The sequence below is a fragment of the Bacteroides sp. AF25-5LB genome, from assembly GCF_003602965.1.
Taxonomy (GTDB): Bacteria; Bacteroidota; Bacteroidia; order Bacteroidales; family Bacteroidaceae; genus Bacteroides; species Bacteroides uniformis.
Genome location: NZ_QTMC01000016.1, coordinates 92,363 through 116,719, shown reverse-complemented (window position 1 = coordinate 116,719; position 24,357 = coordinate 92,363). Strand labels below are relative to the sequence as shown.

Here is a 24,357-nt window from a genome sequence, read left to right as displayed (position 1 = left end):
AGAGGACGTTTAGACGCAAGAAGGACGCTGAAGAGCTTAGTTGCGGATTTGAGGTATAACTTGGATAAAAGAAAATTATCCAGGCGTTATTTACACTGTCCCCATATTAAAGGACGTTTTTCGCGGTGGTAACAATGAATACTTCATTGATGCTGACAAACGCATAGCGAGACAAAAAGAAATCATAAACAGTCTCCCTTCAGATGCGATGGTGAATCTTATCTGTCCCTTATCTGGATATGATTACTTTACAGAAGCATTTAAGGGTATGCACAACGTAAAGACCAACCTTATACTGAATCATCTATATGGAGGATCAGTGTCTGTGGCTGGGCTCTTGAACCACAAAGATATTAGAGAGCAATTCAATCCAGATAGAAATGATTATATGTTTCTACCGAATGAAATGTACAATGCTGACGGTCTTGATTTACTTGGTGAGCCTATGAGTGAACTCGAAAAATATTACGGAGCTAAAATTATATTGGGATGAATATTGGTTGGAATAAATTTCGCATATTAGTTACAAATCGTTGTAATTATCATTGTCCTTTTTGTCATAACGAGGGACAGGATAAGTCCATTGTTCAAGAACAAATGACATTTGATGACTTCCGGAGTTTCGTCGATATTATAGCCAATCTGCACATCAGCGAGATTAACTTTAGTGGAGGAGAACCATTACTCAATCCGGAAATTGTGGATATGATTTTATATGCCAACAATAAGTTGACAGGAGATATTAGCTGTGCAACAAATCTTTCATTGATTACTACCAATATGATTGAAAAGCTTGCTAATACAAGATTGAAATTCAATATCCAATTCCCATACATAAATGAATCTGCATTCATTAAAAGTACAGGAAATGGTTTTCTTAGCAAAATCAAGTCTAACATTAAGGCTGTAAAGGAGGCTGGAATAAAGATTGGACTTAACACTGTTATCCAATCACGGAAGATTGAAGCGATAATAGAAATGATTGAATTCGCGATTCAAAACGAGTTACCTTTAAAACTCCTTCCTCAAATAGGCTTGGAAGGTAGCGATAAGTTTAAGGATCAAATATACCCCATTCTTAATAGATACGCTACAACCATTTGCGATAAAGGAACTGGAGCTACAGCCTGGAATGTCGAAAAAAATGGGCATAGGACTCGCGTTCTTTATATCGATTCGCCCTGTTTCAGTAACGATATCGAAACCTGTCGTGCATTTGGTGAATTAAGAATACTTCCAGGTATGTATGCACAGCCCTGCATACTTAAAGAGCCTGAAATACGATTAGATCTTTCTAAAGGCGACGAATACATACTTAATCAATTAGCACAATTATGGAACGGCTTCACGACATGCTAACCACTTATAATGCCAATATTCCTACGGATATGAGGACATCCTGGAGCAAGCAATTTTTACAGCCTACTTTCCCCTCGTATTGGGAGATTACATACAAAGTGTTGCAATTTATAGATAGAGAAAAACGTATAATCGAAATTGGTGCTGGACAAGGAGATGTTACAGCTATAGCTTGTTATTTAGGGTTTGATTTCATCTCTGCATATGAACGAAACATTGAGGCTGCTAATATAGCTGAAGCTAAGATTTCCGACTTATTTCACAGAATATCAATCATAGAAAAGCAAGATTTCGCAAAGGTAGATCTCAAGGATGAATGTGCAGATATTCTTATCATGGTGAATTGTGCTTATGCAGATGGTTGCACAACTAAAGAAGAATATCTTTCAAGACTTGTTTCTTTCTATAACAAAGCGGGAAAACCAAAGTTGGTTATACTCGAAGTAATAGATGCTTCTTATACTTGCGAAGATTTGGATTTCCCTGTATGTATTAGACTAAATCCACAAGATGTTGAATCAATGTTTCCGATGTCAAAAATATCGTCTTATCTAACATATAAATATCCAAAAAACAAGAGGACTAAGCGCCTATATGTAATTGAGAAAAGATGAACATTTATATAGTTACAAACGAATATAGTATTGAAGGTGGCGGCTTAGCTTACAGTTGTCATGCTTTTGTGAATATGCTGGAACAAGTAGGACATGATATCACAATTATTTCTAGTTCTGTTCCATCAGAATCTATTACATCCGGAGGATATAAGCCATCTCTTGGATATGAACTAGCAATGGAGGAAAAGCTCAAAGAGAATATTAAATCACTTGCCTCTGGTGGGCTTATTGTATCGTTTGGAGGTGGTTTTAACGCCTACTATGCCGCTCTTTTGGCGTCCAAATCGAGACTTAAATTATGGCTAATGTTCCGAGGTTCAGATGCTAATATCAGCAAATGGAATCCTATTGAATCTTATTATAATAAATTCGTGGTTGATTGCGCCTCTGAAATTTTCGCTCTATCTAAGGAAATTGCAGATAATGTTCAATTGTTTTCATCGAACAAACTTGATATTCATGTTATTCCCAATTCTGCTAGTAGGAAATCCGAGCAAATCAAGTCTATATCCAGTAGGCATATTACATTAGGAACTGGCGCGACACATCTCAATGAAAAGAAAGGAATCTCACATCTTTTGGAAATGGTCGCTGTTGTAAATAGAACAATGAAAGATTTACATCTTTCGCTTGAACTCGTTGGCCACATAGACAATGATGTAAAGGAACTGTATAAAGCAAAGATGGATGAATTGTGCATTTCAAGTGATGTGAACTTTTTAGGTAGGTTGAGCCGAGATGAATTTAGAAATAGACAAATGACTTGGGACATGTACGTTCAAACTTCTGTTTGCGAAGGAATGGGTAACTCTGTAGTTGATGCAATGTCTATGGGGTTGCCTATTATGATATCCAATACCGGTTATGTAGCAGAAGCTGCGCAAGAACATTTTCCTCAAATTGTATTTAGTTCTCTGAATCCACATAGTATGGCAGATGAACTTTCGATACTAGTTAGTCTTAAAGATAGGGATTTTAGATATGGAAATTTCTATTCAATGTTCTTCTCAGGAATAACACCCTCCAAGATTGCTTCTCGATGGAAACAATTTCTTGAATGCGATACCCCCAAAACGAATTTTGAGTATAAACCTAGCGCGGTTTTATCTCTTACATTGCACGATGTAAGTGGTGATAAGCATGATAATATCACAACGCCAGTAGAAGTCTTTGAATCTTTTGTAGATCGAGTCCATCAGAAGGGACTTGGTTTATGCTCTATGAAGTCTTATGTACAGAAATCGATAGATGAAAGAGAAAGGTGGATTGTCTGCACTTTTGATGATGGTTATACAGGGTTACTTGATAATGCTTTACCTATTCTAAACAAATACGGTTTTACCGCTTCGGTCTATGTATGTACAGATTATTTAGGAAAATCCAATGATTGGAATTTTAAGGATAAGTCTCGACGAATGCATCTGAATGTAGAAGAACTTAAGGAATTAATTTGTGCCGGTTGGGAAATCGGTTCGCATGGAGTAACTCACGAGTCTCTGTTACGTTTGGATGATGCCGATATAGAATGGCAGTTAAAAGAATCCAAAAAGATTCTTGAAGAGCTTTTCGGTCCGGTAATATCTTATGCTTACCCTTATGGAGATATAAGCCCCTACATTGAGACACAGGTGAAAAAATACTACGATTATGCGTTCCTTTTAACGCAAGGCGGAGTGTTTTTGAACACAGATGCGCATAAAATTCATAGATATTACATCTCGGAGATTAATCAAATAATAAACGGTTTATGAGGATTCTTGGAATATTTCGCGGTTTTCCCGGACTTGGGAGAGTTGTAGCAGGAGTCTCCTTATTGGAGGAACTTCGAGATCAATACGGAGCTAATATTCGTATGATTAGTTATCTTCAAGGTAATGAATATCTTAAGTCCAAGGGCTATGCAGATTTGCACGAAGCCACCCCCATGGACTATTGTTCGATTGGCTTAGTCCCGACAAATAAGATGGGAGCATACATTCATACCACAATTAAAGAATATACCCCGGATTTAATATTAATAGATGGTGAGCCCTTGATAGTTCATTCCATTAAATTGTCTTTCCCGAGAATGAAAATTGTAGTGTTATTAAATCCTTCTGATGTCGACAATTCATATAATGACAAAGAAGCGATGGACTACTTTAATTCATTATATTCTATGGCAGATGTTGCCATCGTTCATGGGCTTCGGAAAATCAGAAAGCCATTGTTTTACGATTATAAACAGTTCTATTCACTTAACACGATTCTGCGCAGGGAGATTCTTAAACTCAAAAATATCCCGTCCAAAGATATTTATTGCATTTTAGGAGGCGGGACCGTTAATGTGAGTTGTCAATTTACCGAATCTTCAATACGTATTGGGGAATTATGTATCAAAGTTGCCGAGGAGTTATCAGAATATCGAATGCATATCGTTTGTTCAAGTGCAAATATATATGATGCTCTGTACAGAATGAGTATCACGGACAATGTATTCCTATATAAGGATATCATTAGCCCTCAGTACTATTATGCGCATGCCTCACTCATTATTACCCGTTCTGGGAGAAATACATTGAGCGAGATTAAATATCTTGATATTCCTGCAATTACGTTTGTGACTGGCGATAGGTACAGAGTAGTAGAACAGAGACAAAATGTAAACTTGCTTCATGATGATTGTTGCCTTATGGCTGAGTCCAATTGGACAAAAGATGAACTCGTACGACTAATAAAACGGCTTAACATACCTAAAGAAAGTGATAAAATTGGAAGTTTTATTCCAGGGAATGCAATAGCAATGGAGATTCTTCTTAACAATACATCATCAATGCCGACTAAATAACCACAACATTATGAACGAGTTGTCACAACCTCTATTTCAGTTGCATGCTCCCTTTATTGTGCTAACAGCAAAAAGCAGTATTGAAGTGCAGGCTTCTATAACATATGCTTTTGTGTCTGCATGTACAGATTCTATTATTATAAGCATTCCAAGAGGTACTAGATTATTTACAAGCAACTCCAATAAAAGGGATAATGCGGGGCTAATACAATGTGAGATTATTTCTCATAGAGAAGAGATTGATGCGAATACCGAAACGTTGGTGCGAAATAAGTTCCCGGAATTTTGTGATGAATATAGCAAACTTTCTTGTATAGGCTATATTTATATAGATCCGTCTCAACTTGGGTGTTTCAAAATTGAAGATGCAACAACTGACGACATATTTGCAATGTTTAATATTAGATAACAATAACATTATCGATATGATAGACAATTTTATATCTGAATTTTCTATTACAAACTCTTGGAATGCAGAGAAATGGTCTCGGTTAATGGAGGATGTTAAAAATATGACTGATGGCGATTCTCGTAAAAGATCTATGAGAAAACTAAGGGCCATAGTTTTTGCGGCGAATAAGTTTATTGTCAATAAAGGCAATTATGTTACTCATCAAGGATTGGTAAATATGCCGATTTTTCAATCATATGATAAAATATATAAGCAACCGATAACTGTTAATCATATTAGAAGAATTGAAGCAGAAACCATATTCGGAGTTTTGAATATGGATTGTATAGATGCAGGTAAGATGCTTCAAGAAGAGGGCTATCATCCAGCTGTTTTAAATATGGCATGTGAGGACGGTCCTGGAGGTGGGGTAATTGGAGGATGCTATGGTCAAGAGGAAAGCCTTTTTAGACGCAGTAATCTTTATGTGTATCTTTATCCTTATTCGCCCCATGCCTTAGAGTGTAACTTGCAGTCTAAACATCCTCAATATCCGCTAAATGGCAATTTTGACGGCATATACGTAAGAGATGCTGTTATTTTCAGGGAAGCCGAAAATAAAGGATATGAACTGCTTCAAAATCCGTTTAATATGTCTTTTATTTCTGTTCCGGCAATCAGAGAACCAATTTTAAATGACGGAATGCTCAATAAAAGAGATATCATTATAGCGAAGGATAAAATCCGGACAATCCTACGCCTTGGATTGATAAATTCTCATGACGCTTTAGTTCTCGGGGCATGGGGTTGTGGCATATTTCATAACCCACCACGAGATATTGCTAGATTATTCAAAGAGGTCTTTTTAGAAGAAGAGTTTTTTAATAAATATAAAAAAGTAGTATTTGCGATTCTTGATGATTCTATATCTTTGAGTAGAAAGAAAGATGACGGAAATCTGTTGCCGTTTAAAGAATTATTTGACAAATAATATACCAATATGATTAGACTTAGCATAATAATCCCGGCATACAATGCTGCTCAATATGTTGAGAGGTGTTTATTGTCCATAAATAATGAAGCTATCAGGTCAGGAATATCTCAATCAGAATATGAGATAATCATTGTAGATGATTGCTCATCAGATAATACAATAGAACGAACTTTAGAATATTTCAATCATCTTAATCTAAGTAATGGCAAAGTGATATGTCATCACACTAATAGGAAACAAGGGGCAGCCCGTAATACTGGATTGCGTGTTGCTAATGGAGATTATGTGTGGTTTGTTGATATCGATGATTCTATTGGCGATGGAATCCTAAAATATCTACATTCATCAGAACTTAGTTCTACCCCTGATATATTTCAGTTCCATGCGGCATCGAAAGACCAATCCAATAACATCGTCATTGAACCTTATTGGGAAAAGCCAATTGGGCCTATGTCAGGAATTGACTATTTGGAATTTGAAGCAATGAATGCCTATTCAAACAGAATCAGAGCATCATGGTCCAAATGGTTTCGCCGAGAATATCTGTTATGCAATAATCTCTTTTATGAGGAAGGTGTTTTCTGGGAGGATGTAGTCCACACTTTAAAAGCATTTTATCTTGCTGATACAGTTATTTATCACCCAGTTATCGGATACATCTATATTCAGACCCCCAATTCGGACATGAGGGGCGTTCAGAGCGGAAAGAAATACGCTGATACTATTCGCTTTTGCACTCAATCCCTTCAATTTCTATTAGAAAAGCATGCATCTCCAAACATTAAAAATCATCTTTCGTCATACTATCTTAAAGTATTGAGAAAGTACAAGAATTACTTAAGCAAATTGACAGAAACAGAAATTGATGCTTTCATAGAGGCCATAAGTGATCTTAAAATGAATGTAATAGAACAATTCTTCGGTAACAAGGAACATGATTGGCTTCTTAATGACAGCAGTATAAGAGAATTATATAATCATCAACGCAAATGAAAACTAAAATTGTATATGTTCTCGCAAGTTCTCAAGAAGATTATTTTCTTGAGCAATGTCTTATTTCACTAAAATTCCTTAGGAAATATAATCCAGAAGCATATGTCGTTCTTGTTTGTGACGACACGACTGAAAGTTCACTAAATGGTAATCGACAAGATATTAAGTTGCTAATCAATGAATTGAAATCCATACAATTTGAAAGGCCAGTAAATAAGGTCGAAAGATCTAGATTAATGAAAGTGAATCTCCGAAAATATGTTGAAGGAGATTTCCTATACATAGATTGTGATACGATAATTGTAAATGACTTATCAGAAATTGATAATTTTACTTTTTCGATAGGAGCTGTTTTGGATGGGCATCAACCGCTTAAGTCCCATCCAATGCGTTCATATTTTAAGAAACAGAATCAACATCTCAACTATAATTTTGATGAAGTCCTTTCATATTATAGTGGAGGTGTCATGTATTCAAAGGATGATGAATCTTCTCATGATTTCTATGCTCATTGGTATAATAATTATCTGGAATCTTTGAAATCAGGAGTTAAACTTGACGAACCACCGCTGGCTAAAACCAATGAGGAGTTGGACGGAATCATTTGTGAAATGAATGGCATATGGAATTGTCAAATTCGATTTGGTGCATTATATTTAGCTAATGCCAAAATTCTCCATTTCTGTTCTAAAAAAAATATGCCTGTTAATAATCTCGCACGAAGAGAATTTTTGTACAAGATTAAAGAACGAGGATTAGACATCGACGAGATGCAATGGTATTTGGAAAATTGGCATAGAACAATACCTTCTAATTTATTGCTGTCAACAAATATTGATGCCAATTTTAATCTGTCCAGGGACTATGAAGATGCGCGTTCAGCCTATGTGATTGTTAAGATGCAAGATGGGATATTTCAGCCACAAATAACTACATTTAAGGAACTATACAATCATTATAGAAATATCATTATTGGAAAGTTCAATCCTATGTCATTAGCAAAAATACTATTTAAAGAAAAATTTGGTTATTCTATAGAAAATGAGCCTATTAATTCTCTAAATCGAAAGCTTTTTAATCTTGCATTCTTTAATCCAGTTGATATATGGACAACTCTTGCGGATAAATTGGCTGTAAGAAAATTTGTAAAATCTAAAGGATGTGCAGATATACTGCTGACCGTTTATAAATATTGGGATAATGTTGGGGTTATTGATTTTTCATCACTACCAAATTCATTTGTCTTAAAGTGCAATCACGATAACGGTTCTACTATTCTTGTGTATGATAAGTTTTCTGTAGATAAGTCATTCATTGAAGACTTTTATCGCCGAAAACTATCGCTACCTTTCGGCATTGAAACTGCAGAGCCGCATTATCTGGGCATCAAGCCCTTTGTTTTTGCTGAAGAGTTGCTTGAGAATGACAAGCAGTTCTCATCAGGACTTGTTTCTTATAAATTTTTCTCAGTTCATGGGAAGGCCAAATTTTGTCAAGTCATTTATGACACTGAATGTTATGATGAGCAGAAATCTCAAATATATGAGACCAATGGTTGGATTCAATGTCCCGGATATATTCTTAAAAATGAAGGACGGATGAAGATACCGCAACCAACTTCTTTAATGAAGATGTTGGAGGTGGTAGAAAGACTCTCGTCTGAGATTTCATTTTGTCGTGTGGACTTATATGAATATCATGGACGTGCGTATTTCAGCGAAATGACATTAATGCCAGCAGCAGGAAGAATCAACAACTTTTCTCAAGAGTTGCTATGTTTAATTGGTAAGAATATTTAATGCTAAATATGAATAACATTATTATTATTACTGGAGTAGCAGGGTTCATCGGTTATTCTTTAGCTGATAAACTACTTAATAAAAGATATTCAATTATCGGAATAGATGCAATGTTTGGGTCTGGAGAAAACCTACGCTTAAAACAACGTAGGCTTGAAATTCTTCAGGAGTACAAGGCATTCAAGTTTGTGAATGTAGATCTCTCGCTAATGAATAATAACTTAATAGATGTGTTTTCACAAGCCGATGTTGTAATTCACTTAGCTGCTTCTCCTGGTGTACGACAATCAATGAAAACACCTGAGCCATATATGCAAAATAATATTCACGCCTTTGCGAATGTTATTGATCTTTGTCATTGTGCTAGAATAGGTAAATTTATTTATGCAAGTTCAAGTAGTGTTTATGGGGATGTGATTACAAATGGGGCAATCATACCATTAACTGAAGATATGGATACAAATCATCCACAGAGTGTTTATTCAATGACTAAGAAATCTAACGAATTACTAGCATATGTATATTCCTCCGCATTTGGTATCAAGACAATCGGATTACGCTTGTTCTCAGTATATGGTCCATTTGGACGGATTGATATGGCTCCATGGATTTTTGCACAATCCATTCTTGAAAATAAGGTAATCACCTTATACGATGAAGGTAAAATGATTCGTGATTTCACATATATTGATGATGTAACCTCTGCAATAACCGCAGTGTTGGAGCAAGATATTGACAAAAATTATTCAATTTATAATGTTGGTTCATCAAATCCACATTCGGTAATTACATTACTCCATACTATAGAACATAAATTAGGCATAAAAGCTAACTATATTTCTTCAAAAGCACTTGAAGGTGATGTCAAATACACATATGCATCAACAGACCTAATTCGGAAAAATTATACATTACCTCCCGCAACTAACTTCTCGGAAGGTATATCATTGTTTTGCAAATGGATAAAAGAGTATCTGTTCTAATTTTAAAAATTTAATACAAAGCATTATGGTCGGAGCTTGTAATTAGAGATTTAGCGATATGGACATGGGAACACGATAGAAAATGTTTCTATGACAGTCTTGTGTCTCCTCATTCTAAGTTAACGGGTTACAGAATTATTCCTATAGTGTGTGGTCAATGATAAATGAAGACGGTTTAGTCCATAAGAATCATTTTATGTTGTTTCCTTGGATTTCTTTGAGGCAATCTGGATTGTATCTATTTTCGATACGATTTGATAACCAATTTTCAATCTATTTCCCCAACTTTGGAGGGAAAGGTTTTAGCAAGTAGTTTTGGGGCGCTGGAAATATTTCGGGTGCCCCAAAACACAACTTGCCATGTTCGCTTGAACATGAATTTTTCATCCGAAAAATTGTAATACAGCGGACTATTCTCTTCCATACGAGAAAATTCTTTCTCCGTCATCTTTATAACTCCTTGAATACCCAAAACCGGCACCATCGGGACACCGGAACGGTGTAACAGGATGACACATGGTGTCACAGGCCGTCGTCAGGCTGCCATGAGAGTGCCAATCCGGAAATTTTATCGTTATTTTGACGCATGTCCGAATGCGTTCGTTCACACAAACACCCATGTGTGCGTCAGATACGGGGTGCATGGTTGCATCATACCTTTCGGTAACGGGTGAATGTGAACATACAAGAACATAATAATGCAACCGTCCGCCCATGTGTGAATGCGTGACCGGCCTGATGTCAGACGGAACACGTGGGGGATTGGGCACATGACCGACTTGCCGGGCGGATGTACATACCCGTCAGATGATGCAAACATATAATAACGGTCGTATTCTCGCATTCACGACGTGACGGAAATGCCAGTCAACCGGAAACGAATTGTTCAACTATCTAAAATATGAAATTTATGGTAAAGAGAAAAGAGGTTAAAATCAACGAGGAGCAGATACGCAGCATAATGACGGGGGATATTCCTGCCGCCGTCATGGACAGTCTATATGGGGATAACACTCCCGGCTCCGAAAAAGAAAAAGACAGCGGATCAGAAACAGAGACCGTACCCGACAAGGTGGAGGCTCCCGGTGTGCCTGACAGTGAGGAAGAAACGCCGTCTCCGGTCATCCGGGAGAAAGTCCGCCGGAAAAGGAACGGCTTGCAGGAATACCCCGGACATCTGTTTGACAACAACGTTGTGCGGGAACGTCGCCAGACCTATGTCAGCAGCGACAACTACGAACGGGTGCGCACCCTGCTTTCCGTGATCGCGCCGACAGTCAGTATCTCGTGTTACATCGACAATATACTCACGGCCCATCTGGAGCAATACCGTGACGAGCTGAACGCCATCTACAGCAGCCGTATCAACCTGAAACCGTTATGATACATCCCGCCGCATGAAAAAAGGGACACCCGGCGGTCGGAATCTATTCTTTCCGCCGGACATCCCTCTGTTTCCCTTACAGGTATGCGCCTATCCCGCATTTATGGCCCTCAGCCCTTTCGGTATCGGGTTGTCAAGGATTATCCTGTAGCAAAGTTTGCCGTCCACATTCACAGGCTCTTTCGCTACCATAAAACCCGCACACCTCTCCACCTTCGCAGCATCGAGTATCATGCCGGCTATGAAGCTGTTCGAGAAGCGGGCGCAACGCGGGTCGTTCCATATCGTGAATCCGTTCTTGTCGTCGGAAACGAACATGTACCAGTCTTTCGGCCTGTCGTCGTCCCTGGCGATGCACAGCCTGTTGCCGGCGTGCAGACCCAGTTCCCTGCTCAAAATCTTGCTCAGGTACATGCTGCCGTCTCGGCATACCGTGATTATCCGTTTCCCCTTGTAGGTCAGTGCCGGATGGGAATTGCTCTTGTCATAAACTGTCAGTTTCATAATCATTCGTATTTTATAGTTGTTATATATATGTCATCATAGTTGTCATGCCGCCTCTCCGGCCATAATCAGCCTTCTTCTGGCGATGAACTTCCGGTTTGCCCGAAGGGATTCCATCATCGCCTGTGCCCGTCGTGTCACCGCCGATGTTTTCTCTCCCATGTGTCTGGCAATGGTGCGGAACGAGCTGCCGGTCTCGTAGAACCGCAGCATGAATATCCTGTAATCCTCGTAGGAGAAGTGACGTCTGAGGAAATTCTGTATGTCCCTCACCAGCCTGTCACAACCGGTAAGCATCTCTTCCCGCTCCCCAGTCTCTTCCGTGCGGTCCGTGTCACCCAGTCTCACGAAATACTCGTCCCCGGGACAGGAGTAACGGTGGCCGTCCCTCGCCCCGGATTGGAGTATTCTCCGGTAGCACCCGAAGAAGTAGGATTCCCAGTCCTCGATTCCACCGGAGAACATCACCTGCTTCCTGACTGCCAGATAAGCGTCATGGAACGCATCCTCGTCGGTTTTTCCATAGATGAAGAGTCTCTCTTTCATTCTCGCGTATGAACGGTTGAACCATCCGTTGAAGTCTTTCACGTCTTTTGTTGCCATATCCTTTTGCTTTTATCTGTTAGACATCCGGCCCGTGGTACGGGCACTCTTGTTTCTTTGTGTGCCTTACAGCCGTTCTCCCGCCGGAAAAGCGTCAAGGCCCGGCAGGAAAAAATACCGGAGCGTAGCGAGGATGATTTTTTCCTGACCGGTCCGCAGGGCTCCGGCCTTGCGCCCCGGAAGGGAACGGCTACCTTTGCTTCAAAGAAATAAGGGTGTCCTTTTCTGTTTTCACCTTCGGAATTACAGACGGCCGGTGAAAAGGGATGTCTGCCGGTGACATGTGCCGTCCGTTTTGCGGTCTGTTCCTGTTTTTTTGCTTTCTTCGCTTCCGAAACGGTTTGGCGGGCTCATGCGTCCCTTTTCAGATACCATTTGTCCGCCGTTCCGTTTTACAGCAGAATCAATGTCAAACTTAAATTTACAGGAATATGGAAGTAGTGGTCATAGAGAAGGCGACTTTCGAGAGGATGCTCTCGGGGTTCGAGGATTTCGCTAAAAAGGTGGAACGGCTCTGCCGGGAACATGAGGATTTGGGAGAGAGGGAATGGCTTGACAGCGACGACGTGTGCAGGCTGCTCGGCATCAGCCCGAGAACACTGCAAACGATGCGGGAGAACGGCACGCTGGCTTACAGCAAGATAAGCCACAAGGTGTATTACAGACCGGAGGATGTGAAGGCCGTCTTTCCCGCAGTGGGAATGAAACGGCGTATCGTCGCCAATAAAGGAAGGGAATGGAATAACGATACAGGCAACCAATAAACATCGTGCTTATGACTGAAAACGACAACATCCGGCTGCTTACACCGGAAAACGACATGCGCGTGAGATCTTTTTTCTCGTCGCTGGAAAGCCTTTCAAACAGGGTGGAGAAAATACACGACAACAACAAGCCGTCGCTGGACGGGGAACGCTATTACACCGACAAGGAACTGGCCGTGAAACTGAAGGTCAGCCGCAGGAGCCTTCAGGACTACCGCAACAACGGAATACTGCCATACACCCGGATAGGTGGCAGGATTCTGTACAGGGCTTCCGACATAGAACGCACTTTGATGGACGAGTACAGGGAGGCGTACCGTATGAATGGATGAGCTTGAATCTACCCTCGTAAAGTTGCTTTTATTCCGTGAAACTACCTTCTGGTATAGAAATTACGAGTGAAAGCAACTTGCTTTATGATATTATGTCAAAAAAGAAAGTTGCTTGTTGCAAGATTTTTTTGTTTCTTTAATCTTGATTCTGTGATATTGGCCGTTTTAACTTGACCCATAAACACAACATAGGTGTATCTTTGAATTTAGTCAAACACACATCAGCATCATTTAACATTAGGATTCTATTCCAATTGTCAGCTTTTAATTGAGGAATTTCTACCACTTCATCGAATAAAGTAAAGGCAGCTCCCATACCATTAAATACTCTAACAATTCGATTAACTATAATCTCTATTTCTCTCATCAGAATAGGTTGCTTCAAGTCATTGTTCTTATGAAGTATAATAACTGTTTCATCTTTCGATTTTCTTTCTATCATACAATTGAAATATCCGAAGTACTTATTGGAAGTATTCAAATAAGTTAGAGATTGCCCAGGTTTTGTTTCGACTCTAATTACTTGCCTTTTAGTATAATCGCAAAGGATTTCATCAAAATATTCACGCGCAGATTTTTTATTGTTATTTATTGCTTCATCAAATTTTTCTATAAACTCATCTATTGAATATACTTTAGTACCGAAATTGAAAAGTTTGTATAATGTTTTGCTCTTTCGGCGCATACCTTCGTCATCACTAACTATACAATCGCAGTATGAGCCGAAGAAACTATGACAACAATCAGCTTGCATATTTTTAAACTTAACCTTCTTCCGAGTTTCTTTATTTATTCCCAATAGGTCAAGAATCATATAGGACATATAATATTCCGTTGCAAAATCAGTAGATGATAACCCAATTTGAGTTAAAGTGGCTTTAATTATATCTAGAAAGGATAATCCTAATGGGGACGAGGCTAACTGTTCGTTAAAAACATTTTCACTTTCCGCTGTAATTAATGTAGGATTATATCTAGCAATAGTATTGTCTCTTATAATTTTGTATGACTCCTTATTCTCATAAAAATTGTGGGATACAAATTTTATTAATGATGTAAAAAATGGGGGATCTATTTGGAGTTCATTAGCTGAAACCGGAACTCTTTTTGTTAGCCAATCAAAATCCAATTCTCCTTTTAAATCCTTAATGCTAATATCAACAATATTGTTGATAGCATTCCGCTGTTCTTCTGTTATTTGTGAGAAATTAAAATTTTCAAGCCAAGAGAAATCACCTACTTTGCCTATAGTCTCAAAAGCCTTGCGTGGGGATTGCTTCAGAACTTCCAGTTTATTGCTTTCATATATTAAACGATTTTCGCCAACTATCGATTGCATAAATTCCATTTCCGCATATTTAATATCCGTTTTATCATCTTGCAAATCAAACAAATGAGCATTTGAATAGAGAAAAATAAACTCATCCTTGTGAGATAATATCTTTTCACGCAAGAGGGAGTATTTCTCTTCCCTTACATTGAATAGATAACTGAATACTTGCTTATCCAAATATATTGTAATCATAAATAATAAAACATGTATAAAACAACAACGATTTATTTATCATTTTTAATCTCCTTCAATACTAAAACTTTTTTGTTTAATTCTAAAAGATCTTCCAAATCTCCTTTGTCTTAGGAGGTTTGAAAGAAGGCATAAAAAGAGAGAAACGAATTAACAACAATTCTTTTTCTCAAATGTATGCCACTATCTTTCAAATGTCTGCAAATCCATCTTAAGGGAATAGGTAATGGATTTGTAACGTGCTATCTTCTTTATCTTGCTTCAAATAAAAGTATAATGACTAGCAGATGATAAAGGTATGGAAAATAATGGATTCTCTATTTTCTGACTTTTATCAAAATCAGTAATTACATTATTGCCATCAACTCCATCCAGCAACTTACCAGCAAGTTATATTTGATGTATAAACAACTGCAAATCAGTAATATATATATATATACCACTAATATAGCAAGTTACCAGCAAGTTAAATCAACCCCATATTGGAATGTATTTCATATAACGAGGGGCGGTATTAGGATCTACAGGTTTTATTAATTTACTATTTAAAACGTCTTTTATCAATCGTGAGATACTACCTGATGAAGATTCCGCAACACCGAATCGTTCCCTTAAAGAGCTATTTGTCAATGCATTTCCCTCTATATATCTAACACAAGCATGCAGGTATGTTGCCCATGCTTTATCTTCCATTGGAATATTTGTAAAATCCAAATGAGAAAACAATGAAACTTTAGTAGATTCCTGATAAATTTGGATTCGTGGAGCTGGCAACTTTTGCAATTCACAACTAATAACCATTCTATCCCATCCACGTCCCAATTCTTCACACATGTTCAACCGACGCATTAAAGATGCTAATTTTTCGTTTCTAGATTTAGGTGGATTATCCACAATTCTCATAATATCAACTAATGGCGTTCCCGAATTTGTAACCTCTACCCGATTCTCAAATACTTCGATAAGCGGTCCTGTTCCGGTAATGAAAAAATCCTGATGAATAAGACTATTGGCTATAGCCTCTCTAATAGCAGGCATAGGGAATGTACTTATTGACTTTCTGCGAACAGAGTCAATATCTTCTTTTGAAGGCAACAGTGTATTTACATATTTTACTGCATTCTCGAAGCTAATGGCATACCCTTCTGTCGTTGTTTCTTCTTTTAATATTACAAGTCTATTAAGCCCATCGTATTGTACAATTCTTATTGCTTTTCGTCCTACACGTGGAAATTCAGATAGTCTCTTTGCGAAGAGAATAGCCCCAAGGTTTGTTATGGCATACAAACCATTATCAAGTTTGGCAATAATACCGTCTTCTACCAAATAATGCACATATTTATCAGGACTTGTTGGAATCGGCATATTTAGGATATCAAAATACATCTCACAATTTAAGTAGTGAGAAATATCTTGCAATTGTATATCGGTTAGAGCATAAGCATCTTCAAATTGCTGATTTCTCAATTTATCCCACAATTGAGCCTGTAATGCAGGAAATTCAATGATTTTCTTTGTGTAACTACCTATTCGGATATAATCTACCTTTTCAAAAGTAACAGGAACTCCTACTGCTTTTGAGATAATAAGCATTTCAATATGCTTTCCATCAATATCAACAGAGTGCATTTCGAAATCGGCATTTTTGGAAAGTAGATAACGTAACCAGTTCTCAAGTTCTTGATTACCTTTCTTTTCTTTTTTCAAACTGACTTTCGTGCCAATTATCTCGTGTGTATTATCATCAACACCCCATATCATATAGGCATAACTCCTATCCGCAATAACTGCACTATTGGCTAAGGCACTAATGTCCTCTCCAACCATTTTAGGGTCGCAATTATTATGTTTAAACTCTACCCAACCTGTTTCTTGTGGCAGTTTACATAATTCAAGTACAAGCTTATCCAAATTCTCCATATGCCTATAAAATCACTTGAAAATAATTCAATCTTTAAAATAACTCATTTTCTTCCATACCCTGACCATCTGGGTCTGTATTATTCATGATGCCCTTGTTAATCCCAAAATTAGGCATAGAAGTTTTGAACTCTGAATCAATGTAGTGACATTGTTCCTTAATGATGCCGCGTCTTTCTATTGCTGGTTGCAAACAGTAAAGGTCGAATTCTTCAAGATTAACATCTTCAACGGATTTCCAATGAGGAAATAACAATTTCATAGCTGCTGTGGCTATCTTCTTTACAGCTTTGAAATCGCGCATATCTGCTTTCTTGTCATATACGACAAGGTCGTCAAACAAAAGCCCGTATGAATTTTCGGTACGGAGCGAATGTAATATTTCAGAGAAATATTCTACGTTGATAGTCCAACCTTTATAAATCATACTCTTGTTGATGCGCGGTAAATACCACCCCTCAATAAAACAATGGAAGCGGTCAAGCAAAGCTGACTCTCTGAAATACAAAGGTAATGCATCAAAATATCTCTTACTTTGAGGCAGACGCTCGGAAGTAAGTTGGATGTTTCCCATCAGCATTAAGCCACACTCTGACGAAAATTCATTATTGTCTATGGTGGTCTTACCGCTTTCAAGGTATGATTTTAGCGCTGCCTGAATTTCAGAAGGCTCTTGGAAAGTGATTGTTTGAATTTCATCAAAAACAGTAAAGTCATGGTTCTTTATAATACCATTCTGCTGTTTCTGCTTGTCGTAGAAAAGTTTTGCACGAGTAACTTTTCCGCCACTGACAAGCCATCCGTATTTGGAGAGGTTACCGAAAACATAACTTTTACCAGTTCCTTTAGGGGCTAATTCAACTACGTTCAATCGAGGCTCAACGAAGATGAACAGACGAGTAAGAAATTCCAATTTTTGGTGCATATTCTCAAAAGAATCTGCATCGTATTCCATTGCGGATAGCAACAAATCAATCCATTCATCGGTAGTAAACGATTTACGAGCATCACGTAAATAATTAACATCAACTGACTTGTAAGGCTTAAATGGCTTATAGTCCACCATTTCTACATGGTTCTTTTTGCCGTCATCATCAGGTAAGAGAGCCAATTTAATGATACCCCAACGTTCTCCGTCAACAAGTGTTCCTGTATGTTGGCTATAAACATATTCAGGGATAACGCCCTCGTTAAGTTTGATACCCATGTCAGGAATAGCAAAGCGGCGAACACCTTTCACGAGGTCAATATAAATAATGAAGCGAACCAACAAAGTGAGGGTTTCGCCTTGTGCTAATTTATCTTTAACATCCGTTGAATTTTTGGGGATAACTATATCTAAGAATGATGTCAGTTTTCCTCTATCAACGCTCCCGTCTGGACTTAGATGTTTTTTTAACAGAAAGTCCTTAACAAATGCAGGAAGATTTCGCCCCGCAAACAAACTATCTGTTGAATTGGGGTCTTTATGTATAGACATTGGTGCAAAATGCTGACGCACCTTTTCTGATATTATTTCGCGCATAATATAAAAATTTTGCAGTTAGAACAAATCTTCTTCCTCTAAACCTAATTTAAGTTCGAGTTTGAAGTCGCGGTACTTATCTCCAATAATCAATCGAATATTTTTAGCATCTTGCAACAACGGCAGGCATGGGGTAATGTAACTATTCCCTGATTGAGCAATCAATTCATAGTGTACATTATTATACTCAACAATCGGAATGTCATTAAATGAAAGTCCGCGAATGTCAAACTTGAGAACGGGATTTGAAGCAGAGACTTCAAAATCCTGCAATTTTGCAGTCCAATTAGTGGCATTTGGTTGCGAAGAAATTATCAATATCGGTACGAGTACTTCTTCGGGAGTACATCCACCATGGCAACCTGAACCGTCATGAATTTTTGCACATAACGAATTGTGCTGTAATGCACAAACGGTAGTGTTATCATCAAGAATAATATAGCGATTATCAATAGTAGGTTTCTTCACCGAGGCAATTCTTCCACCATGATCACTTTCAAATCCGGGCAAATTCAGACCGGAACAGAGTTGCGGAAGATAAGAAATGCCATGGTCAGAAACAATAGCTATTTTCTTATCAGGATTGTTATCAAGAATATTGTTGATAATTTCAGCAATCTTCTCCATATCATCTATGATGTATTGCGGATATTGCCGAACTTTATGAGAAATAGTGTCTAAATCTCCCTCTTTCGGCAAGTTGTCATTTGCAAGAAGTAACAATGATTTTTTGTTATTCTCTGTTTTGGTAGGAATATCTGCACGAGAAACATAAACTTCATTCAAGAAGAAATTGTCGTGTTTGCGTAGCCCTATCACATATTGGATGAATGGTAACCAATCCAATCCCAAACCGTCTATCCAATAAAATACATCAATATCCTTGCGACTATTGAGTACGGTTCGAGTAGTACTGAAATTATGATACCAAGAGTTGAATTTAATAGTGTCATGATTCTTTTCACAGATGGTATTAAGCACTTCATCTGTGTACACGTTACAGACTTTCGCTCTTTTATAAGCATCTATGTATTTGAGAACCCACTTGCTTTCGGCTTCTTTTATACCAAAGGAAGTGCCAAGATAGTAGTACAACTGCGGATAAAGTTCTCGAATATCTTCTTTTGAAATATAGGAATGGCTAACCCAGTCAATCAAAAGTGCTTTTTCTGCGTTAGTGACAAGTGACACATATTGCAAGGCTGTACTATATCCGGAAGTTTCAACAACTTGATTGATTTTTTCAATCAGTTTGTGCTGAATTATTTCAGAAAGTACCACTTTCTCTTTGTATATATGAGATAGGATAGCACTTCGCTCATACAAATAATCTTCGGGATTTTCAAGGTTGAAGATTGTAAGAGCTATTGCTTGAGTCAAGTCAGAATTGGTATATCCATTCAAATTTTTAATGGACTCACAAATATATCCTTTTGAACAGAACTTTTCCTGATAGTATGAAGTGAGTAACCAACGATCAAATGGAAGTTCGTTTTCAAACCAAGTTTTGACAAAAACTTCAAAACCAGCAAGAGCGTGTATGTCGAATTTAGCATTGAAAAAAGTCTTGAAATCAAAAGACTCAATATTGATTTCTTTAGCTAACTCCAACCAATGCTTATCTGCTTCTTTGCTAGATAAAAAACTAAGGTGAAGCCCTAATCCATTGGTGAGAAACTTATGGACTGAATTACATGGCACAAAATCGAAAGCATTGTCGGGTTGTGCGTACTCTGCATAAGCAAATATGGAGCGAGAGGTGCAAATGATATCCCGTTTCATTCTTTGGTCACGCCAAAGGCGTAGCCATTCTGAAACAGAGCTTACCACGCTATAATTATTATCCAAACCATTAACCCCATACGTAGAACCATTAGTGAGTATTAACCGATAATTTCGCTGTGGTTTAGGATTTTTATAATCCCAAACCGTTATCTGACTATCATTATAAAACTTCGACATCTTCGCTTCCAATCCCACTATAGGAATGTAAACTCGTTGATGATTTCTATAGGCAATATGCGATGCTTGAATCGCTTTAATGTCAGAAATTAGCGTATCAAATTCTATATCGGGTTTATTGTTGTTATAAAAACGAGCAAGTTCGGAGAATGGTGCAATGACAATATCATTGTCTTCCTTACTGCGAACGAAAGAGCAAATTTTATCAGAAAGTTTGCTGTATGTAATCAATAAATCCGGATATTGTGAATCCAACCAACAATCCACGCTTTGAAGTTCCACACCATTATCGGTCAGGTGGTCAACAAAATCATAGCAATCCTTGAAGTTGTTGAACATGACAAACCTGACGGGGAAACGCCCTGCCGAAGCAGCGTTTATCCCTGTCGAAACTTTATCCTCTTCGACACATTGTAGAAGATAGTCAAAATTCTCGAATGCTTGGTACATAATTATTCGAGTATGGTGTCTATAATCGTTTCCATATCAAGTTCTATAAGCCGAAGAAGTATGTCTTTAGCATCTTCTACATTGTTTATAAACTGAACTTTTTCTTTAGCCTGTTCACGTCTTCCCGGTGCGGGCGCTGTCGGTGGCACAGGGGGAATAGGGGCTGCACCACCCGGTATAGGTTGTATAGGAGGTGTAGGAGTAGGTGCTGGCTTTTGTGACAATGCCCAGTTCTTAAGTTGATCAAGCACTTCAGTCTCTCCCCAAAGTCCAATTTCTCCCTGCATATTCTGTTTGATAAAGGCAAATGCTTTATCTAAATCTTCGGACTGAAGGGCAACATTCGGCTCTGACATAAGGAATTGCTCAAAGCCTTGTTTGAAGTAGGTATTATCTTTGAACCATGCTCTGATTTCAAAGTTCATTGATTTGATACCCTCCACAATGTCAACCATCATAGATGGGTTGCGGTGTGTGGTTTCAAAACAAATAGTAAGTACATCATCTATGAGCTTTTGAGCAGGTTCTTCAAGACCTGCATTCTTTATTGTTGCTGGTATGGCATACTTCAACGCCCAAAGAGGATACCCCTTTAGAACGGAGTATTCATGCAAAATAGCCCAACGAGCATCTTTCAAACTGCTTATGTCGTGATAGCCATTCAATGAATCTAAAGAAAAACATTTGATAAGTGACTTGCATAACTGTCCTTCTTCCTTGGTTTCAAATTTGAATGAAATTTTTGGGTTTTTATTACCCTTTTCCCAACAATCAAATGTGGCTACTACATCTTCAACCAAATGCTGTGCTTCACGAGGCTTACCGTTAGTGTCAAACATCTTGCCGATATACGGACGGAGGGCAAAAGCCAACATCGCCATACAAGAACACGTTTGGAACAAGCCGTATGGAGGATATGAAAGTTCTTCAAACTTTTCAGCAAGATTAAAAAGATTCTGCTTATCCGTTCTTTTTATCTTGTCCTCTACAAACTTGTAAACAAGATACAATGGATTACGTTGTTGGTCAATATCCGGCTTGAACTCAAGATTTTCGTCCACGCTTGCTTCAAGAAGTATCTTTACCAATGATTGTTGAGCATTGAGCTGATTTATAATGTCTGTTTTCGTGTTAAAACTCAACACTAACTGCACAATCTTTTTGGTAGATTCTTTCTTCCAATAGGTTTTAGATTTACCCACACATTGCTCCAACGCTTCTGGACCTTTGCAAAACAGTCGTGGCGCAATGACACGATCAAGCGTAGAGGTCAATTTTGAAGCCGAATACGTATTATGACTTTCTCCCAAATACAGATAGAAATTTTCACGACGCACATTCTTGATGATATAGTCGGTGAGAATACTTGCCGCATTCTTAACGTGTGCCTGATATTGATCGGTGAAATTGAATTTTTGTGCACACTTAGCATTTGCCTGATATTCAATGAAACGCTCATATTCTTTTTCTCCGAAAGGAGCATCGAAAACGATAAAGCAAGTGTCGGCAAAGCGTGGATCAACAGAAGCATGTTCTGCATATTCACGCAAAGTCTGAATTTCAGTAGTTGTCTTGCCAAACAACAAAGCTAAGAATAGTTCGTAACCTTTAGCATCTTTTCTACCGTTCTCTATCTTATTGAATAAGGTATATTCATTTATATCCAACGAATAGAATTTAAACGTATACGGACGACAAAGATTAATGAGAATTTTGTCGACTTCCTTAGATGCTGAGTCGTTGAAAGTAAGAACTTGTGATAAGTATTTAAATTCACGGTTGCGCAACGATTCTTTTGCGTCTTCGATTTCTTTAGTGGGAAGAGCTGTGAACTGAATAGAAAACACGTTACCTGGTGCACGTTGAATATAGCCTTTGTTATCAAACATTGTAAGGACATCGACAACTTGCTCTGCAAACGAAGTACCCTCAAACAAACGAAGAATATTCTCCTCGCTTGGAGTTACCTCTTTATGATTAGCAATGTTATTAAGTGCATTAAGCAAAAGTGTTCCTTTGAATACTTTCATTGCCACTTCACCTTCATTCTCAATGTTTGAGCAGTAGGTGTTGTAGCGTTCGGTAACAGCTCCGAATTTTGTCACATTTTCGTTAAACTCACCAATCACATAGTCCCAAAGAAAATCTGCTGTAATTGTATCACGTTTGGCAAAAACGACTTCGTTGTTCAAGAACTCTCTTACGGTTTCGTTCTCTCCCAAGAATTGGAATACACTGCGAGAAGATGAACCCGCTTCACGAGCATAGAATGTGGCGAGTAAAGCGGTTGCAGGGTGTACTGGCATCAAACTCTTGATATCGCGTGTCGTTTCCACTGCATTAGGCAAATTTTCCGTATAGTGGTTGATAAGATTATCAAACTTATCTAAAACGGGACTGAAAACAGACAAATATTCTTCATTGGTACCAGTCATACGGAACTTGCGCGACATAATCTTATATGCCGACACGGGTTCCATGTTGTACTTCATATAGTGGTAGCGACCAATAGTTTTTTGACGTTCTTCCGCTTTTAGAGAGTTGAGAGCCGATGGATGAGAAATGAAAAGGAAATAACTGTCATTCTCTTGTGCCATAGCACGTTCAGTCAGCTCTTGTAACTGAACCAAGATATTAAGACCTATATCAAGAGTGAGCAGGGTCGTAAACTCGTCCCAAATAATCAGTAGTCCGTCATATTCGGTTTTCTCTTTCAGTTTCTCTTGAACTTCAAAAAACCATTGTGTGATATTGGCATTTTCCATACGGATATGAAAGCCGGCATCGCGCAAAGCATCTTGCACCACACGCAATATTTTTGGTTCAAGGTCGGAAAGTTCTTTACGCAACTTATCCACATTGGGAGTAACCGCTGAAAGTTTTGGAGATTGTTCTATAAGCATTTCCCAAAACTGCTGATTTTCATCAATGTGCTTGATATAGGTATCATAGTCGGTCTTTACTTCAAGGTCTGTAAGTCCGGCTTTGATTAAAGCCTCTTGTATCTTTTGTTGAAGTTGTAGGGAGAGGTCATCAGGATGGGCAATTGAACTTGCTCCATACAAGGTAACGGGAAACAGCCGTTTCTTTTTACGGAGATCGAAAACAGACTGGCACAAGCCCTCAAATTTCGGTAATTTGTATTCCCCAAGCAACCATTCTTCAATAGCACTAACATCGTCACAAAGTAGATGCTTTAGCACCGCTCCGGCATGAGTTTTTCCCGTACCATATGTTCCTTCTATCCAAAAAGACTTATGCGCATCGAGGTCATTGTTCATTACAGAGCGGACTACAGTACGCAGTATATCATTGAATTGGTCGTTTACAATGAATACACTCCAATCCCCAGCTTTCTCTTCTTCGAGGTAATATGTGCTACGCCCAGAGCGCAAATCAACGATATCAGAATACTTAGTAGCCAT

At 38.3% G+C, this 24,357-nt stretch carries 22 protein-coding genes; 14 read left to right on the top strand and 8 right to left on the bottom strand.

Going from position 1 to position 24,357, the window contains the following annotated elements:
• The first annotated feature begins 208 nt into the window (after positions 1-208).
• The 10 genes from DWY57_RS16425 to DWY57_RS16380 are packed head-to-tail and all read left to right on the top strand — an operon-like array spanning position 209 to position 9,963.
• Positions 209-493, top strand: coding sequence for a DUF512 domain-containing protein (locus DWY57_RS16425; protein WP_243634704.1), 285 nt, complete (start codon positions 209-211; stop codon positions 491-493).
• Positions 490-1,359 carry a radical SAM protein gene (locus DWY57_RS16420; protein ID WP_155144180.1) on the top strand — a complete coding sequence of 290 codons (870 nt, stop codon included), beginning with the start codon at positions 490-492 and terminating at the stop codon, positions 1,357-1,359. The genes DWY57_RS16425 and DWY57_RS16420 overlap by 4 nt, the downstream gene beginning before the upstream one ends.
• Positions 1,335-1,973 carry a dimethyladenosine transferase gene (locus DWY57_RS16415; protein ID WP_117945669.1) on the top strand — a complete coding sequence of 213 codons (639 nt, stop codon included), beginning with the start codon at positions 1,335-1,337 and terminating at the stop codon, positions 1,971-1,973. Before DWY57_RS16420 ends, DWY57_RS16415 begins: the two co-directional genes overlap by 25 nt.
• Positions 1,970-3,727: a polysaccharide deacetylase family protein gene (locus tag DWY57_RS16410; protein ID WP_119962099.1), complete on the top strand. Its 1,758-nt coding sequence runs from the start codon at positions 1,970-1,972 to the stop codon at positions 3,725-3,727. The genes DWY57_RS16415 and DWY57_RS16410 overlap by 4 nt, the downstream gene beginning before the upstream one ends.
• Positions 3,724-4,803: a glycosyltransferase gene (locus DWY57_RS16405; protein ID WP_119962098.1), complete on the top strand. Its 1,080-nt coding sequence runs from the start codon at positions 3,724-3,726 to the stop codon at positions 4,801-4,803. Before DWY57_RS16410 ends, DWY57_RS16405 begins: the two co-directional genes overlap by 4 nt.
• Before the next feature lie 10 nt (positions 4,804-4,813).
• Entirely contained in the window at positions 4,814-5,212 is a 399-nt protein-coding gene (locus tag DWY57_RS16400; protein ID WP_117945672.1) for a hypothetical protein, read from the top strand.
• 16 nt (positions 5,213-5,228) lie between these two features.
• On the top strand, positions 5,229-6,185 hold the full coding sequence (locus tag DWY57_RS16395) for a TIGR02452 family protein (RefSeq protein ID WP_165853617.1): 957 nt from the start codon (positions 5,229-5,231) through the stop codon (positions 6,183-6,185).
• Between the two features lie 9 nt (positions 6,186-6,194).
• Positions 6,195-7,181, top strand: coding sequence for a glycosyltransferase family 2 protein (locus tag DWY57_RS16390; RefSeq protein WP_117945674.1), 987 nt, complete (start codon positions 6,195-6,197; stop codon positions 7,179-7,181).
• Positions 7,178-8,980 carry an ATP-grasp fold amidoligase family protein gene (locus DWY57_RS16385; protein ID WP_119962097.1) on the top strand — a complete coding sequence of 601 codons (1,803 nt, stop codon included), beginning with the start codon at positions 7,178-7,180 and terminating at the stop codon, positions 8,978-8,980. The genes DWY57_RS16390 and DWY57_RS16385 overlap by 4 nt, the downstream gene beginning before the upstream one ends.
• A gap of 8 nt (positions 8,981-8,988) precedes the next feature.
• Positions 8,989-9,963: an NAD-dependent epimerase/dehydratase family protein gene (locus tag DWY57_RS16380; protein ID WP_165853616.1), complete on the top strand. Its 975-nt coding sequence runs from the start codon at positions 8,989-8,991 to the stop codon at positions 9,961-9,963.
• A 268-nt stretch (positions 9,964-10,231) separates the two neighbouring features.
• Here the strand turns inward: DWY57_RS16380 and DWY57_RS21110 are convergent, their stop codons facing one another.
• Entirely contained in the window at positions 10,232-10,411 is a 180-nt protein-coding gene (locus DWY57_RS21110; RefSeq protein ID WP_133302461.1) for a hypothetical protein, read from the bottom strand.
• Positions 10,412-10,873: 462 nt separating this feature from the next.
• On the opposite strand from DWY57_RS21110, the gene DWY57_RS16375 reads away from it, so the two are divergent.
• Positions 10,874-11,347: a DUF3408 domain-containing protein gene (locus DWY57_RS16375; protein ID WP_119962103.1), complete on the top strand. Its 474-nt coding sequence runs from the start codon at positions 10,874-10,876 to the stop codon at positions 11,345-11,347.
• Between the two features lie 90 nt (positions 11,348-11,437).
• Here the strand turns inward: DWY57_RS16375 and DWY57_RS16370 are convergent, their stop codons facing one another.
• Together DWY57_RS16370 and DWY57_RS16365 are read right to left on the bottom strand one after the other, a co-directional pair.
• The gene (locus DWY57_RS16370) at positions 11,438-11,851 is read right to left on the bottom strand and encodes a hypothetical protein (RefSeq protein WP_119962095.1); all 414 of its coding nucleotides are present in this window, start codon (positions 11,849-11,851) and stop codon (positions 11,438-11,440) included.
• Between the two features lie 45 nt (positions 11,852-11,896).
• A complete protein-coding gene (locus tag DWY57_RS16365) occupies positions 11,897-12,454 on the bottom strand; it encodes a sigma-70 family RNA polymerase sigma factor (protein WP_119962094.1) in 558 nt (185 codons plus the stop codon).
• A 6-nt stretch (positions 12,455-12,460) separates the two neighbouring features.
• On the opposite strand from DWY57_RS16365, the gene DWY57_RS20740 reads away from it, so the two are divergent.
• The 3 genes from DWY57_RS20740 to DWY57_RS16355 all read left to right on the top strand — a co-directional run bounded on the left by DWY57_RS20740 (position 12,461) and on the right by DWY57_RS16355 (position 13,550).
• Entirely contained in the window at positions 12,461-12,667 is a 207-nt protein-coding gene (locus tag DWY57_RS20740; protein WP_133302460.1) for a hypothetical protein, read from the top strand.
• 218 nt (positions 12,668-12,885) lie between these two features.
• Complete coding sequence (locus DWY57_RS16360) at positions 12,886-13,218, top strand: helix-turn-helix domain-containing protein (RefSeq protein ID WP_119962093.1); 333 nt, start codon at positions 12,886-12,888, stop codon at positions 13,216-13,218.
• A gap of 11 nt (positions 13,219-13,229) precedes the next feature.
• Entirely contained in the window at positions 13,230-13,550 is a 321-nt protein-coding gene (locus DWY57_RS16355; protein ID WP_119962092.1) for a helix-turn-helix domain-containing protein, read from the top strand.
• A gap of 136 nt (positions 13,551-13,686) precedes the next feature.
• Here the strand turns inward: DWY57_RS16355 and DWY57_RS16350 are convergent, their stop codons facing one another.
• From DWY57_RS16350 to DWY57_RS16330, 5 genes are all read right to left on the bottom strand, one after another.
• Entirely contained in the window at positions 13,687-15,075 is a 1,389-nt protein-coding gene (locus tag DWY57_RS16350) for a hypothetical protein (protein ID WP_119962091.1), read from the bottom strand.
• 471 nt (positions 15,076-15,546) lie between these two features.
• A complete protein-coding gene (locus DWY57_RS16345; RefSeq protein ID WP_119962090.1) occupies positions 15,547-16,995 on the bottom strand; it encodes an ATP-binding protein in 1,449 nt (482 codons plus the stop codon).
• Positions 16,996-17,029: 34 nt separating this feature from the next.
• Positions 17,030-18,520: a BREX system Lon protease-like protein BrxL gene (brxL, locus tag DWY57_RS16340; RefSeq protein WP_119962089.1), complete on the bottom strand. Its 1,491-nt coding sequence runs from the start codon at positions 18,518-18,520 to the stop codon at positions 17,030-17,032.
• A gap of 18 nt (positions 18,521-18,538) precedes the next feature.
• Positions 18,539-20,932: a BREX-4 system phosphatase PglZ gene (pglZ, locus tag DWY57_RS16335; protein WP_119962088.1), complete on the bottom strand. Its 2,394-nt coding sequence runs from the start codon at positions 20,930-20,932 to the stop codon at positions 18,539-18,541.
• 2 nt (positions 20,933-20,934) lie between these two features.
• Entirely contained in the window at positions 20,935-24,357 is a 3,423-nt protein-coding gene (locus tag DWY57_RS16330) for a hypothetical protein (protein WP_119962087.1), read from the bottom strand.